The sequence below is a fragment of the Streptococcus sanguinis genome (genome assembly GCF_020729725.1).
Taxonomy (GTDB): domain Bacteria; phylum Bacillota; class Bacilli; order Lactobacillales; family Streptococcaceae; genus Streptococcus; species Streptococcus sanguinis_V.
Window position 1 is genome coordinate 135,143 of the sequence record NZ_JAJEPA010000015.1, and the last position, 13,469, is coordinate 148,611.

A 13,469-nucleotide genomic window follows, 5' to 3' on the forward strand; every position below is an offset into this window, starting at 1 on the left:
AGATTTTCAGATTATGACGACTTATAAAAAAATCATGAATATCGCTTTGCCGGCTATGGCGGAGAACTTTTTGCAGATGCTCATGGGGATGGTCGACAGCTATCTGGTGGCTAGTCTTGGGCTGATTGCAATCTCTGGTGTCTCGGTGGCCGGCAACATCATTACGATTTATCAGGCGATCTTTATCGCGCTGGGGGCTGCTATTTCCAGTCTCATCTCCAAGACTCTGGCTCAGGGGGACAAGGAGCGTTTGGCCTATCATACAGCCGAGGCTATCAAGCTGACGCTGCTTATGAGTCTTCTGCTAGGCCTCGTTTCCCTGCTCTTTGGCAGGCAGATGCTGGATCTTCTGGGGACGGAAAAAGCGGTAGCTGAAGCAGGTGGTCTTTATCTGGCTCTGGTTGGTGGGACAATTGTTCTGCTAGGCTTGATGACTTCTTTTGGAGCTTTAGTGCGTGTCACACGCAATCCTAGATTCCCCATGTATGTCAGTCTTCTGACCAATGTCCTCAATGCCCTCTTTTCCGGTCTGGGGATTTATGTCTTTGGGCTTGGTATTGTCGGTGTAGCGCTGGGAACGGTGCTGGCTCGTTTGGTCGGTGTGCTGATTCTCTGGCGGGAGCTGGATTTGTCTACAATTCGCTGGCGCTGGGGCTTAGATGGAGAGCTCTTGCGCCTGTCTTTGCCAGCTGCAGGAGAGCGTCTCATGATGCGGGCGGGTGACGTGGTGATTATCGCTATTGTGGTCGCCTTTGGCACGGAAGCAGTAGCGGGAAATGCCATCGGTGAAGTTCTGACTCAGTTTAACTATATGCCTGCCTTTGGGGTCGCAACAGCAACAGTCATGCTGGTCGCCCATGCGGTTGGTGAGGGAGATATGCAAGCGGTCAGTCTGATTCGCAAGCGGACCTTCTGGTTGTCTTTTGCTTGTATGCTACCCGTGGCTCTAGGGATTTTTGCTTTTGGTCGGCCACTGACCTTGCTCTATACGGATAATAGCGGAGCTATCACAGCCAGTCTTCTAGTCATCCTCTTCTCCCTACTGGGGACTCCCATGGCAGTGGGAACCGTGATTTACACAGCTGTCTGGCAGGGACTGGGCAATGCTAGACTGCCCTTTTATGCCACGACAATTGGTATGTGGCTGATTCGCATCATCTCAGGCTATTTGTTGGGTGTGACCTTTGGCTTGGGCCTTCCGGGGGTCTGGGCTGGGACGCTCTTGGACAATGGCTTCCGCTGGCTATTTTTAAAGGTTTTATTTGACAGAAAAATGAGGAAAATCACATGACAACAGCTTTTATTTGGGATTTGGACGGCACATTGCTAGACTCCTACGATGCTATTTTGGCAGGGATTGAAGAAACCTATGCTCACTATGGTCTGGACTTTGACAGAGAAAGTATTCACAGCTATATCCTAAAGCACTCTGTCCAGAAGCTCTTGGAGGAAGTGGCATCTGAGAAGGGGCTGGACGCTGCTGAGATGAATGTCTTCCGTGGAGCAAGCCTAAAGGAGAAGAATGCTCAGGTTCATTTGATGGAAGGAGCGGCAGAGATTCTGGCCTGGGCTGAAGAGCAGGGCATTGCCCAGTTTGTCTATACCCACAAGGGACTCAATGCCCATCAAATTTTACAAGACTTGGGTATTCATGACTATTTTACAGAAATCATCACAACAGCCAACGGCTTTGAGCGCAAGCCCCACCCAGAAGGGGTTGACTATCTACTCGAGAAATATGGCCTGGATAAGCAGAAAACCTACTATATCGGCGACCGGACCCTGGATGTGGATGTCGCATTCAACAGTGGCATCCAGAGCATTAACTTCTGTGACTACCGACCAGAAATCAATCAGAAAATCGAGAAGTTGGTGGAGATCAAGCAATTATTTACAAGATAAAAAGCAGACCAGAGCTGATCTACTGTCAGTCTAGCCTGCTTTTTCTTTTACATATTTTCAATGTGAAGTTCTAACAAGAACTCAAGAGCCTCGGGTGTGCAGTTCTTTTTTTCAATTGCAAAACCAGTGTTCTCCCCTATCAAGATATAAAAATCTTGCTTTGTCATAATGACTTTGACAATATCATCATAGGTATAGTGAAATTCTCTGCGCTTATTCTGAGCTACAAAAGACTCTCTGTCAAATATCAGAGTGACCTCCATGTTCTGAAATAAAGGATTTTTTTGATAGGCCCTCTTTATCTGATAATTCATGCCAAAATAGTACATAGAGGCGCAAATAGGGGGAGCCAATATGATAGATATTATCTTTTTCTCTAACGGACTGAACATCACGTAGGCGAACAGCCCGATTATCAGTATGATTATGTATAATACAAATCCTTTTCGTCGTATGAGAATGGCCCATGAAAATCTTTTATAAACTTCTTCAGTCAGAAGAGTTGTAATACGGATTGGAAACATCTTTTACCTCCAGTTTTTATTATTATAACACAGAGGATTGGTAAGATGTAGAGAATGTTGCGATTGAACTAGGTGAAGCAAGGGCCGTCGAATTTTCTTTTAGGGAAGACTAGTGATTCTTTCGGCTTTATTTAAAGATATTCTCAATTGTTTAGGCTTTTTATATTTATTATTAAGGCATAACTTTCATTATAAGGAGCAACACTTATAGATAATGAAAAAGAAAGTAATTTGGAGCAGTTTTGAATTGGTAAATATTATTGTAGTACACTATGCAACAAGATTAATGATATCATTCAATCATTTGCTACCCTCTATCTTTTTAGAAGTGTTAGTTTTGGAAATTTATTGATGGTTAGTTTTCGAAGTTTTGGTCTTTTTGTATTTTTGAGAGCCCAATAACTTAGTCCAAATAATCCAACAATCCATAAAAGAGATACGATTAAACTATCAAAATTTAATTTAAAATCAGCTTTATTAAAGAAATCAACATAAATATCTAAGAAAGTTGTATCCATAAAATTCTTAATTTCTGAACTAACTTGTGAAAACATTGGTAAGAATGATAAAGCTAACATGGGAATTAAACCATAAACTTGAGCCTGTGTTTGTGTTTCTGATATAGAGCCAATAACTAAATTCAGAAGTATAGTACATAAGGCTACTAACGAAACTACAGCAAGATATATAGAGTAATCTGTTCCAAAATCAAATTCAACCATTATAGGGAAGGCAATAATTGCTGCTGAGGCAAAGATTACAGGATAAAATAGAACAGAAACAAGATATTCTCCACGGCGAACCCCACTTAAAACAAGAGTTTTAAAAATTCTTTTCTCTTTTTCTTCTGCAATCGAACTTGAAATCATTGAACCTGAAGAGAATGAGAAGGCCATTGTTAAACTACTATATAGCAATGTTTTCCCTTGAGTTCCATCAGTATTCATGAAATTTTGGAAAAGCAGAACTAGAAAGAACGGGAATATTACCTGAACTAAAGTGTTTTTGTTATTCAATAATACTTGTGTCCTCAACCAAATAAGGGCTAAAATTCGTTTAAGCATCTAATTTTTCTCCTGTCAATTTAATAAAAATATCTTCAAGTGTTGGTTCACATGAGTGAATCATCATAATTTTTTGGTAGTTCTCTTCTTTCAAGGCCTCGAAGTTGATTATTTCTCTACTTGTATCGCTATAAGTAAGTTCAACTTTCTTTTCCGTGTTATATTTTTGGATGATATTTTTAGGGCTTCCCTGCTCAACAAGATGACCTTTATTCAAAAGAGCCAAATCATCGCATAAAAGAGTTGCCTCATTCATATCATGAGTGGTTAAAAAGATTGTTGTTCCTTTTTCTTTCAATTCCTGTAATAGTTTATGCATTTTCTTTGATGTAGTAGGATCTAATCCACTCGTAGGCTCATCTAAAAATAATACCTTAGGATAGTTGATTAAAGCACGAGCTAAAAGCATTCGTTGACGCATTCCTGTAGAAAGCTTCTCAGCTGGAGTGTCTTTACTATCATACAGACCAACTTGTTTTAGAATTTCTTCAATTCGAGATTTTGAAACTCCGTATAGTCTTGCAAATAGCAACAAGTTATTGTACAAACTTAATTTTTCGTAATAACCACTTGTGTCACCTACTAAGCCTAACTCTTCAAAATCTGACGGAAGTAATTTTTGAGAATCTTTCCCTAATAATTCTGTCTTTCCGCTGTTAGCTTGTAGCTGTCCTGTCAGAATATTGATCATTGTTGTTTTTCCTGAGCCAGATGGACCTAGGAATCCAAAAATTTCTCCTTCGTTTATTGAAAAACTAATTTGATTTAAAGCAATATTATCTCCAAATCGCTTTGTAACTCTTTCTACCTTAATCATTTTATTACCTCTTTCTAATTTATTTTCTGAACCACATCCACCACAACATTGGTACTGGCATAAAAATCATAGTTTCTCCTTTCTATTCTGTTATATCAATTACTTTTATTTTGTTTTTTAATTTGGATGAAATTTTAACTTCTTTAACCTCATTTGGAAGTAACAAAAGTAATTTAAATAGTTTGTCATCTATTGTCACTTTACATAACCTTCGACTGCCTAGACAGTTTTTTATTATTAAATAATCTGACTTAACTTCTTTTTCTTCTAAATAATAGTTAATATTTTCCATGTTATCTCCAAAACCAAATAGTGGCTGTAATAGTAGCTAATGCCGATAAAAACATACTATCTCCTTCTCTGTATTATTGTTATTCCTTACATTGTCTATTGTAATCCTCTACAATAAAAAACAACAGGACATCTTTGTCTACTGACATTTATGTCCTGTTGTTTCAGTTATTGAAAATAATATCTATTATGTACAAATCAAATGTTTGGGAAGTCTAGATTTTTTTCCTCTAAAACTTGGTTTTTAAATAAATTATCATTTAAAAACTCTGCTCCCATAATAGCTTTGTCGTAATACTGTAGGGCTTTTTCTTCATTTCCTTTACCATAGAGGTAATACTTTGCTTCTAAATAATCAACTGTGGGTTTTAAACTAGTGTCTCCTATTTCAATCATAATTTCTCTTAACATACTCAATATTTCAGGAATAAATTCATGATAATCAATATCGATTTGATAAAGAACTAATCCTATAAGTACCCTTTGCAATAGATGAGTATAACTGGCATCTTCGTAATTTGTTTGAGATACAATATTTAGACAAACTTTTTTTAAAGTTATTTCATCTCGTTCTGAATTAACAGCTAGAGACAAAAAATACAAGTACAACAGTAGTAAATCATTTGTCGAATATTCTGTTCGTAACATTGTTTGTTCAAAATATTCCTCAATTAAACCTTCTCCAAATTCGGCATTTTCAGAAACATATACATCATCAATAGCTTGTAGAACCTCAACTGCTATTTGTTCATCCTCAGGGAGTTGATCATAAAAACGTTCTTGAATGTCTTCAAAGATAGCTTCACGTTGGTGGATTTTTTCTTCATCTCCATGAATAGATTGACGAATCAATTTTGTTTTTAATTTTAAATATTCTTTAGGAACAATTAGCAATCGTTCATCAATTAACTGAGATATCGGAACTCCTAACACTTCAGCTATATAATCTAATTTAGCCAAGCTAGGTAGGTTGTTCCCTGTTTCAATTCGCCCTAACTGGCGAACCGTAAGATGTTTTTCATCTCCACAAAATGCTTCTCGACTCAATCCTTTTTCAGTCCGTAATGCACGAATACGTTTCCCTATTTCTAAATTTTTCATCTACTGCCTCTTCAAACGATACTAGATATAAAAAAACACTACCTATATTTATATTTTAACATTTTTTAAATTTTTGTATAAGATTTTATATGAAGAATGCTAACTTTATGGCTTTGGGGTGTTGATTGATGTGTGTTATAATAAACCTATGGAAAATAAGAATAAGTTATTATTAATCGACGGTTCGTCCGTTGCTTTTCGCGCTTTTTTTGCGCTTTATAATCAAATCGACCGTTTCAAGAGTCCATCTGGTCTGCATACTAATGCTATTTATGGCTTTCACCTCATGCTCAATCATCTCTTGGAGCGCGTGCAGCCGACCCATGTCCTGGTAGCTTTTGATGCTGGTAAGACGACCTTCCGGACTGAGATGTACGCCGACTATAAGGCTGGTCGGGCCAAGACACCAGATGAATTTCGTGAGCAGCTGCCCTTTATCCGAGAAATGCTGCAGCACTTAGGCATTCACTTCTACGATTTAGCCCAATACGAGGCAGATGACATCATCGGGACCTTGGACAAGATGGCTGAAAAAACAACAGTGCCTTACGATGTGACCATTGTCAGCGGCGATAAAGACTTGATTCAGCTGACGGATGATAATACCGTGGTGGAAATTTCCAAGAAAGGCGTGGCCGAGTTTGAGGAGTTTACACCAGCCTACCTCATGGAAAAGATGGGTATCACGCCAGAGCAGTTTATTGACCTCAAGGCGCTGATGGGCGATCAATCGGACAATATCCCCGGTGTGACTAAGATCGGTGAGAAGACTGGCCTCAAGCTCCTCTTGGAGTATGGCTCTTTGGAAAATCTCTATGAAAACATTGACCAGCTCAAGGCTTCCAAGATGAAGGAAAACCTAATTAATGACAAGGACAAGGCCTTCTTATCAAAAACCCTAGCCACTATCAATACTCAGGCTCCGATTGAAATCGGGCTAGATGATTTGGTTTATAAGGGTCCGCAGGTAGAGGCACTGAGCAAGTTCTACGACGAGATGGGCTTCAAGCAACTCAAAGCTCAGCTAGGAACTGGTCAGGAGCCAGTAGAAGTCAAACCAATTGAATTTACCAAAGTGACTGAGGTGACAGCAGATATGTTGGGACCGGAGCAATTTTTCTATTTTGAAATCTTGGGTGACAACTACCATAAGGAAGAGATTGTTGGTCTTGCCTGGGGCGATAGCCGTCAGATTTATGTCGGTTCCAGCGATTTACTGCAGCAGCCTCTCTTTCAGGAGTTCTTGACAAAAACAGCTCTGAAAACCTACGACCTCAAGCGGGCCAAGGTACTGCTCAGTCATTACGGCATTGAACTGCCAGCAGCAACCTTTGATGCGCGCCTAGCCAAGTATCTGCTTTCGACGGTCGAGGATAATGAGCTGGCGACTATTGCTCGCCTCTACGGCCAAACAATCCTGCCAACTGATGATGAGGTTTATGGCAAGGGGGCCAAGCGTGCTCTGCCAGAGCAAGAGCAGCTCTTTGAGCATCTGGCTCGTAAGGTTCAGGTACTGTTGGAAACTGAAGAGCCGATGCAAGAGCAACTTCGTTCCCACGATCAACTGGATTTGTTGTTTGAAATGGAGCAGCCGCTGGCCTTTGTCCTAGCCAAGATGGAGATTGCAGGAATCAAGGTTGAGCGGGAAACCCTGCAGGGCATGCAGGCAGAAAATGAAAAGACGCTGGAAAGTCTGACCCAGGAGATTTATGATCTGGCTGGTCAGGAGTTTAATATTAACTCACCGAAACAGCTGGGAACCATTCTCTTTGAGGATATGGGGTTGCCGCTGGAGTACACCAAAAAGACCAAGACGGGCTACTCGACAGCGGTGGATGTACTGGAGCGTTTAGCACCGATAGCACCGATTGTGTCTAAGATTCTGGAATACCGTCAAATCAGCAAGCTCCAGTCTACTTATATCATCGGACTTCAGGAGGCGATAGCGTCTGACGGCAAGATTCATACTCGCTATGTTCAGGATTTGACTCAGACGGGCCGCCTGTCCTCGGTTGACCCGAACCTGCAGAATATCCCCGTTCGTTTGGAGCAGGGGCGACTCATTCGTAAGGCCTTTGTGCCAGAGTGGGCAGACAGCGTACTACTCAGCTCGGATTATTCCCAGATTGAGTTGCGGGTGCTGGCTCACATTTCTCAGGACGAGCATCTGATTGCTGCCTTTCAGCATGGAGAAGATATTCACACGGCTACCGCCATGCGGGTCTTTGGTATTGAAAAGGCAGAGGATGTGACACCTAATGACCGCCGCAATGCCAAGGCTGTCAACTTCGGAGTAGTCTATGGAATTTCCGACTTTGGCCTAGCCAATAATCTGGGTATTTCCCGCAAGGCTGCTAAGGACTACATTGAGACCTATTTTGAGCGTTTCCCTGGTATCAAGAATTATATGGAAACCATCGTTCGTGAAGCGCGTGATAAGGGCTATGTAGAGACCATTTACCATCGTCGTCGCTCTTTGCCGGACATCAATTCCCGCAACTTTAACATCCGAAATTTTGCGGAGCGCACAGCCATTAACAGCCCCATCCAAGGATCGGCCGCAGACATTCTCAAAGTCGCCATGATTAATCTGGATCGAGCTCTGACAGAGAAGAATTTCAAGTCGCGCATGCTCTTGCAGGTACACGATGAAATCGTGCTGGAAGTGCCCAATGACGAGCTAACAGCCGTCCGCCAGCTAGTCAAAGAAACCATGGAAGCCGCGATTGAGCTAGCCGTTCCACTAGTGGCTGATGAAAATGCCGGCCAAACTTGGTACGAGGCAAAATAAGATATCAAGGGCGTAAAACACAAAGTGAAAATAGAAAGCTGACTTAGCGTTCGATGAATGCGAGGAAGCTTGTCTTTTTCACACAGTGTTTAGCCTAGATTCTGTTAAAACATGAATACTACAAAAATATCCAACTTTATTATGAATAAGGAGGAAGCCTATGACTTATCATTTTCAAAATCCCAGTGATGCCATTGTCAAGCATTATCTGGAAAACAGCAAGGTGATTGCTGTTGTTGGCCTGTCTGACCGTGAAGAAACGACCAGTAACCGTGTGTCCAAGGAGATGCAGGAGCGAGGCTATCGCATTATCCCAGTCAATCCGCGGGCAGCGGGCAGTCAGATTTTTGGTGAAACTGTTTATGCTAGTCTCAAAGATATTCCTTTCCCAGTTGATATTGTCGATGTATACCGTCGCAGTGAGTTTTTGCCAGATGTAGCGCGTGATTTTCTGGAAGCAGATGCCAAGATTTTCTGGGCTCAGTTGGGCTTGGAGAATGAAGAAGCTGAGCAGATTTTACGGAAAGCCGGTCGGGATGATATTGTCATGGATCGTTGCATTAAGCGCGAGCATACCCGCTTGATTCTGGGCGAATAAGATGGCTAAGTTAGTCATCATTCGTGGCAATTCCGGCTCTGGCAAGTCTAGCCTAACCAAGAAACTACAGGCTCACTACGGTCGAGGTACTCTCTTGATTGCGCAGGATACGATTAGACGGGACATGCTCAAGGAAAAGGTTGAGCCGGGAAATTTGTCTATTGACCTGACGGAAACGCTGGCTCGCTTCGGTTATGAACATGATCTGCTGGTTCTGGTAGAAGGGTTTTATGAGACAGACATATACGGACAGATGCTAGAGCTACTGCGGAATTTATTTGGTTCTCAGACTCTAGCGTATTACTATGATTTGACTTTTGAAGAAACGGTCCGCCGTCATCAGACCAGAGCTAAACAAGAAGAATTTACCCCAGCCGACATGAAGCGCTGGTGGAAAGAACGGGATTTCTTAGGCTGGGAAGAGGAAGTCTTTTTCACAGATGAGGATTCACTAGAGGCAGCCTTTGACAAAATCTGCTCTGCCCTCGACAAGACTAAATAAAAAACAACTCACAAGGTTAGGACAAGGAGTCCAAATAAGACTATTTTTAATAAATTAAATCTTATTGTATCAGCTTTATTTTTTTCTTATAAAACTTGAATTGGCTCTATTTTCTCATTTTTGGTACTAATTTGGTAATTACTGAATGCAAAATGACTCTCTCTTCTTTTTTATATTTTTCTATTTAACGAACTAAATTAATTTTTAACTGAATACTATTTTGGAGTTACATATAGACTTTTAGTTATAATAGAGTATAATAGAAGCAAAAGAAGAACTTAGAAAAGTTCAATATACAGTATATCAGAAAGTGACTTAAATGAATCATTTTAGTATTGAACCACTAAATTCAGAATATATAAAAAAAAGAAAAAGTGAGTTTAGCGAACAACTTATTATCCTTGGTAACGGCTTTGATCTTGCTTGTGGTTTGAAATCATCTTATTCAGATTTTTTTGATTATATTTTTTTAAAAGAGTCTCAAAATAATAATTATTGGTATAGGGTTTTCGATTATACTAACAAAAATGATAAACATAAAAATCATAACTGGACTGATATAGAATTTAATATTCTTATGGAACTTCAGAATCTAGAATTTCTGTTTCACTTTAATTTACTTCATGATGTAAAGAAAGAAATTGAAAATAATGAATCTTTATATTCTGATTTTTATAAGAAAAATCAAAGGTCTGATAATGATATTCTTCAATTAGTCAATGAATTTTCCAGAGTAACGGAATTAGATAAAAAAATTTACAATTTTCTTACTTCTCATACACACTACGACTATTTAAATTTTCATTCTGTAGTCGGGACTGCTTCTATTCTTTTATTATATTCATTTAATTTTATCTCTTCTATTGTGTATCAGGTGCTTTTTGTATCTATCCCTAAATAATCGACAATATGTAGAATATCTTTAAACTGAATCAATCTATAACCATCACTAGTCCTATCAGATATTTCTTTTGTCAATAAGTTTTGAATTTCGACAATTACAGTGTTTTTTCGAGTCCTGTGCCTGTGGGTTGTTTTCTTTTGAGATTGTTTTTTCTTTTTTTAATTCTTCGTAAAAGAGAATGTAAGCAGTCGCTGTATAAGGGAGAACTATAAAATTCAGCAAGCCGTAAGTTAATCTGGCCAATAAATTCCAGCCGATGAAGCTCAGATTAAGCATAAAAAGCTTTCCTTTATAGCCTTTCATTAGCTTCCGGCTTTGACGGATAGCATAGAAAGCTCCCTGGTAACTCCCAGCCTCAAGCTGGTCATAGAGGATGAACTCTGCTTGAGCATAGGCATAGTACTGAGGGATGGCAATACCTAAGCCAGTGAATATCAAGAGGCTTCCCAGTAACATACCAGGGGTGTATTGAAGAATCTGCTGGCCTGCAGCACTTTGAGCCGTCACTACTGTATGGGCTGGGATTTTTTCCGTAATAGAGAGGATTTTATAGGCATTAAAGATTGCTAGAAGACTCCCGCAGAACATAGGAATATTCCAAAGAAAAATCAGCAGATGCTTGAGCAAAACCGTCTTGAAGACAGGTGTGAAAGTCTTGCTCGTAAAAAGCTGGCCAATATCTGAAAAACCAACGTCATCCTTTGTCTTACGAAGGACCTTCATCATGGTATAGCTGGCAGAAAGCAGTAGCAAAGTCAAGATAAACTGAATTGTTGTCGGGAAAAGATTTTTGCTAATGAGAAGATAGATGGACTGGCTAAAAGTTAGGCTGGGAATGGAATCTCTTAGATTGTCTTTAAGGGAAAGTAAGATGCTGAGGATGCTGACAAGGGTTGGGGCCGCAAACAAAAGAAAAATCCCCCTCGTTTGACTGCGGACGGTACGAGCCTGAGCTCTGATGTTACTTAGATTCATAATTCCTCCATTTGGATTTGTCTGTTACATTATATCATACCCCGTGACAGATAGAGGTTTTTTTGGTAAAATCATACGGTATCTTGTGAGCTATTGTTGCTCATTATATAGAAGAAAAATCGCTGGGACTGTTTTTCCCAGCAGGAGGAAACATGTCAACATCACCGATTCAGTATCGTTTGATTAAAAAAGAAAAGCATACAGGTGCTCGTTTGGGGGAAATTATCACGCCTCACGGGACTTTTCCGACGCCTATGTTTATGCCGGTTGGGACCCAGGCGACGGTCAAGACCCAGTCACCAGAAGAGCTCAAGCAAATGGGTTCAGGTATCATCTTGTCCAATACTTATCACCTTTGGCTGCGGCCGGGCGATGAGCTGATTGCTCGTGCAGGTGGCTTGCACAAGTTCATGAACTGGGATCAGCCAATTCTGACGGATAGCGGTGGTTTTCAGGTCTATTCTCTAGCTGACAGCCGCAATATCACAGAAGAAGGAGTAACCTTTAAAAACCACCTCAATGGTTCCAAAATGTTCCTGTCACCAGAAAAGGCCATCTCCATCCAGAACAATCTGGGCAGTGACATTATGATGTCCTTTGATGAATGCCCGCAGTTCTACCAGCCGTATGACTATGTCAAGAAGTCCATTGAGCGGACTAGCCGTTGGGCAGAGCGTGGACTCAAGGCCCACAGCCGTCCACACGACCAAGGACTCTTTGGGATTGTTCAGGGTGCTGGATTTGAAGATTTGCGTCGTCAGTCTGCTCAAGACTTGGTCAGCATGGATTTTCCGGGCTACTCTATTGGAGGTTTGGCTGTTGGTGAGTCTCATGAAGAGATGAATGCTGTGCTGGACTTCACAACGCCTATGCTGCCTGAAAACAAGCCTCGCTATCTTATGGGAGTAGGTGCGCCAGATAGCTTAATCGATGGTGTTATTCGTGGTGTGGATATGTTTGACTGCGTTCTGCCGACGCGCATTGCCCGAAACGGTACCTGTATGACCAGCGAAGGACGCTTAGTCGTTAAAAATGCTCAGTTTGAGGAAGATTTCACGCCGCTGGACCATGACTGCGACTGCTACACATGTAGCAACTACACGCGGGCCTATATCCGCCACTTGCTCAAAGCGGACGAAACCTTTGGCATCCGCCTGACCAGCTATCACAACCTCTACTTCTTGGTGAACCTTATGAAGAAAGTCCGCCAAGCCATCATGGATGACAACTTGCTTGAATTCCGTGAAGACTTTATTGAGCGCTACGGCTACAATAAATCCAGCCGAAATTTCTAAGAATCTCCATTTGAAAGGAGAAGCCATGTCTGATGAAGAGAAATTGCTGAAAAGATTGACAGCTTATCTGTCAGACGACCAGAAACACACCCTGCGTATTTACGGTCATGGTGCTTCGGGGAAGTCAACTTTTGCTCGAAAACTCCAGCTAGCCTTGGGTGAGGACCGAGCCAATCTGCTGGAAACAGATCCTTATGTAATTACTGGAGAGTATCGAGATTTGCTCAGTTCCAAAGATTTTCCTCATCAAAAAGTCACAGCCTGCCTCCCAGCTGTTCATGAACTCGGGAGTCTGGAGCGAGATATTTGTGCCTTGCAGTCTGGTCTGGATATTCTGACCATTGGCACAGCTTGGTCGCCTAGCTTGCGATTATCAGCCCAAAAGCCTATTCTGATAGTAGAAGGTATGTCGGCTGCCTTTTTGCCTGAAAGTTTGTTTGATTTGTCGCTTTGCTTTTACACGGACGATCAGACTGAGTTAGAACGACGCTTGGCACGGGATGTGGCTGTGCGAGAGCGCAGGCCAGAGTGGATAGAGCAGACGCATCTGGCTCGACGAGAGCAATATAGGCACTTTTATCAGCCCTATCTAGCGGCTGCAGACCTTGTCATCTGCCAGTCAGGCAACAGTTTTCGCATCGAAAAGGACAGCCCCTTACTATAAAACAAAATAGCCAAGGATAAATTTTCGTTTCTAATCTCACT

14 protein-coding genes are annotated in these 13,469 nt (G+C 41.2%); 8 read left to right on the forward strand and 6 right to left on the reverse strand.

From position 1 onward, the window contains the following. The first annotated feature begins 13 nt into the window (after positions 1 to 13). Positions 14 to 1,291, forward strand: a complete 1,278-nt coding sequence (locus tag K4I03_RS09740) for an MATE family efflux transporter (RefSeq protein WP_227965070.1) — start codon at positions 14 to 16, stop codon at positions 1,289 to 1,291. Continuing rightward, positions 1,288 to 1,902: an HAD-IA family hydrolase gene (locus K4I03_RS09745; protein ID WP_046164859.1), complete on the forward strand. Its 615-nt coding sequence runs from the start codon at positions 1,288 to 1,290 to the stop codon at positions 1,900 to 1,902. The genes K4I03_RS09740 and K4I03_RS09745 overlap by 4 nt, the downstream gene beginning before the upstream one ends. Before the next feature lie 47 nt (positions 1,903 to 1,949). Here K4I03_RS09745 and K4I03_RS09750 read toward each other — a convergent pair whose 3' ends face one another. The 5 genes from K4I03_RS09750 to K4I03_RS09770 form a co-directional block, all read right to left on the reverse strand. Next, a complete protein-coding gene (locus K4I03_RS09750) occupies positions 1,950 to 2,426 on the reverse strand; it encodes a YcxB family protein (RefSeq protein WP_223344394.1) in 477 nt (158 codons plus the stop codon). A gap of 314 nt (positions 2,427 to 2,740) precedes the next feature. Further along, complete coding sequence (locus tag K4I03_RS09755) at positions 2,741 to 3,490, reverse strand: ABC transporter permease (protein ID WP_227965072.1); 750 nt, start codon at positions 3,488 to 3,490, stop codon at positions 2,741 to 2,743. Then, positions 3,483 to 4,307 carry an ABC transporter ATP-binding protein gene (locus tag K4I03_RS09760; protein ID WP_223344392.1) on the reverse strand — a complete coding sequence of 275 codons (825 nt, stop codon included), beginning with the start codon at positions 4,305 to 4,307 and terminating at the stop codon, positions 3,483 to 3,485. Before K4I03_RS09760 ends, K4I03_RS09755 begins: the two co-directional genes overlap by 8 nt. A gap of 82 nt (positions 4,308 to 4,389) precedes the next feature. Further along, positions 4,390 to 4,599, reverse strand: coding sequence for a hypothetical protein (locus K4I03_RS09765; RefSeq protein WP_223344391.1), 210 nt, complete (start codon positions 4,597 to 4,599; stop codon positions 4,390 to 4,392). 197 nt (positions 4,600 to 4,796) lie between these two features. Beyond that, positions 4,797 to 5,699 (reverse strand): helix-turn-helix domain-containing protein, encoded by a 903-nt coding sequence (locus K4I03_RS09770; RefSeq protein ID WP_223344390.1) that lies wholly within the window; start codon positions 5,697 to 5,699, stop codon positions 4,797 to 4,799. Positions 5,700 to 5,847: 148 nt separating this feature from the next. Here K4I03_RS09770 and polA point away from each other — a divergent pair, with 148 nt between their 5' ends. The 4 genes from polA to K4I03_RS09790 all read left to right on the forward strand — a co-directional run bounded on the left by polA (position 5,848) and on the right by K4I03_RS09790 (position 10,491). Then, a complete protein-coding gene (gene polA / locus K4I03_RS09775) occupies positions 5,848 to 8,490 on the forward strand; it encodes a DNA polymerase I (RefSeq protein WP_227965074.1) in 2,643 nt (880 codons plus the stop codon). Between the two features lie 160 nt (positions 8,491 to 8,650). Further along, positions 8,651 to 9,088, forward strand: a complete 438-nt coding sequence (locus K4I03_RS09780) for a CoA-binding protein (protein WP_111723147.1) — start codon at positions 8,651 to 8,653, stop codon at positions 9,086 to 9,088. Between the two features lies 1 nt (position 9,089). After that, positions 9,090 to 9,590 carry a kinase gene (locus K4I03_RS09785; RefSeq protein ID WP_227965076.1) on the forward strand — a complete coding sequence of 167 codons (501 nt, stop codon included), beginning with the start codon at positions 9,090 to 9,092 and terminating at the stop codon, positions 9,588 to 9,590. 319 nt (positions 9,591 to 9,909) lie between these two features. Continuing rightward, entirely contained in the window at positions 9,910 to 10,491 is a 582-nt protein-coding gene (locus K4I03_RS09790) for an AbiH family protein (protein WP_227965078.1), read from the forward strand. A gap of 57 nt (positions 10,492 to 10,548) precedes the next feature. On the opposite strand, the gene K4I03_RS09795 is transcribed toward K4I03_RS09790, so the two are convergent. Next, a complete protein-coding gene (locus K4I03_RS09795; protein WP_227965079.1) occupies positions 10,549 to 11,469 on the reverse strand; it encodes a DUF975 family protein in 921 nt (306 codons plus the stop codon). A gap of 152 nt (positions 11,470 to 11,621) precedes the next feature. Between K4I03_RS09795 and tgt the strand changes: the two genes are divergently transcribed. Together tgt and K4I03_RS09805 are read left to right on the forward strand one after the other, a co-directional pair. Then, positions 11,622 to 12,764, forward strand: a complete 1,143-nt coding sequence (tgt, locus tag K4I03_RS09800; protein ID WP_002898736.1) for a tRNA guanosine(34) transglycosylase Tgt — start codon at positions 11,622 to 11,624, stop codon at positions 12,762 to 12,764. 25 nt (positions 12,765 to 12,789) lie between these two features. Continuing rightward, positions 12,790 to 13,428: a uridine kinase family protein gene (locus K4I03_RS09805; RefSeq protein ID WP_227965081.1), complete on the forward strand. Its 639-nt coding sequence runs from the start codon at positions 12,790 to 12,792 to the stop codon at positions 13,426 to 13,428. Positions 13,429 to 13,469 lie beyond the last annotated feature (41 nt).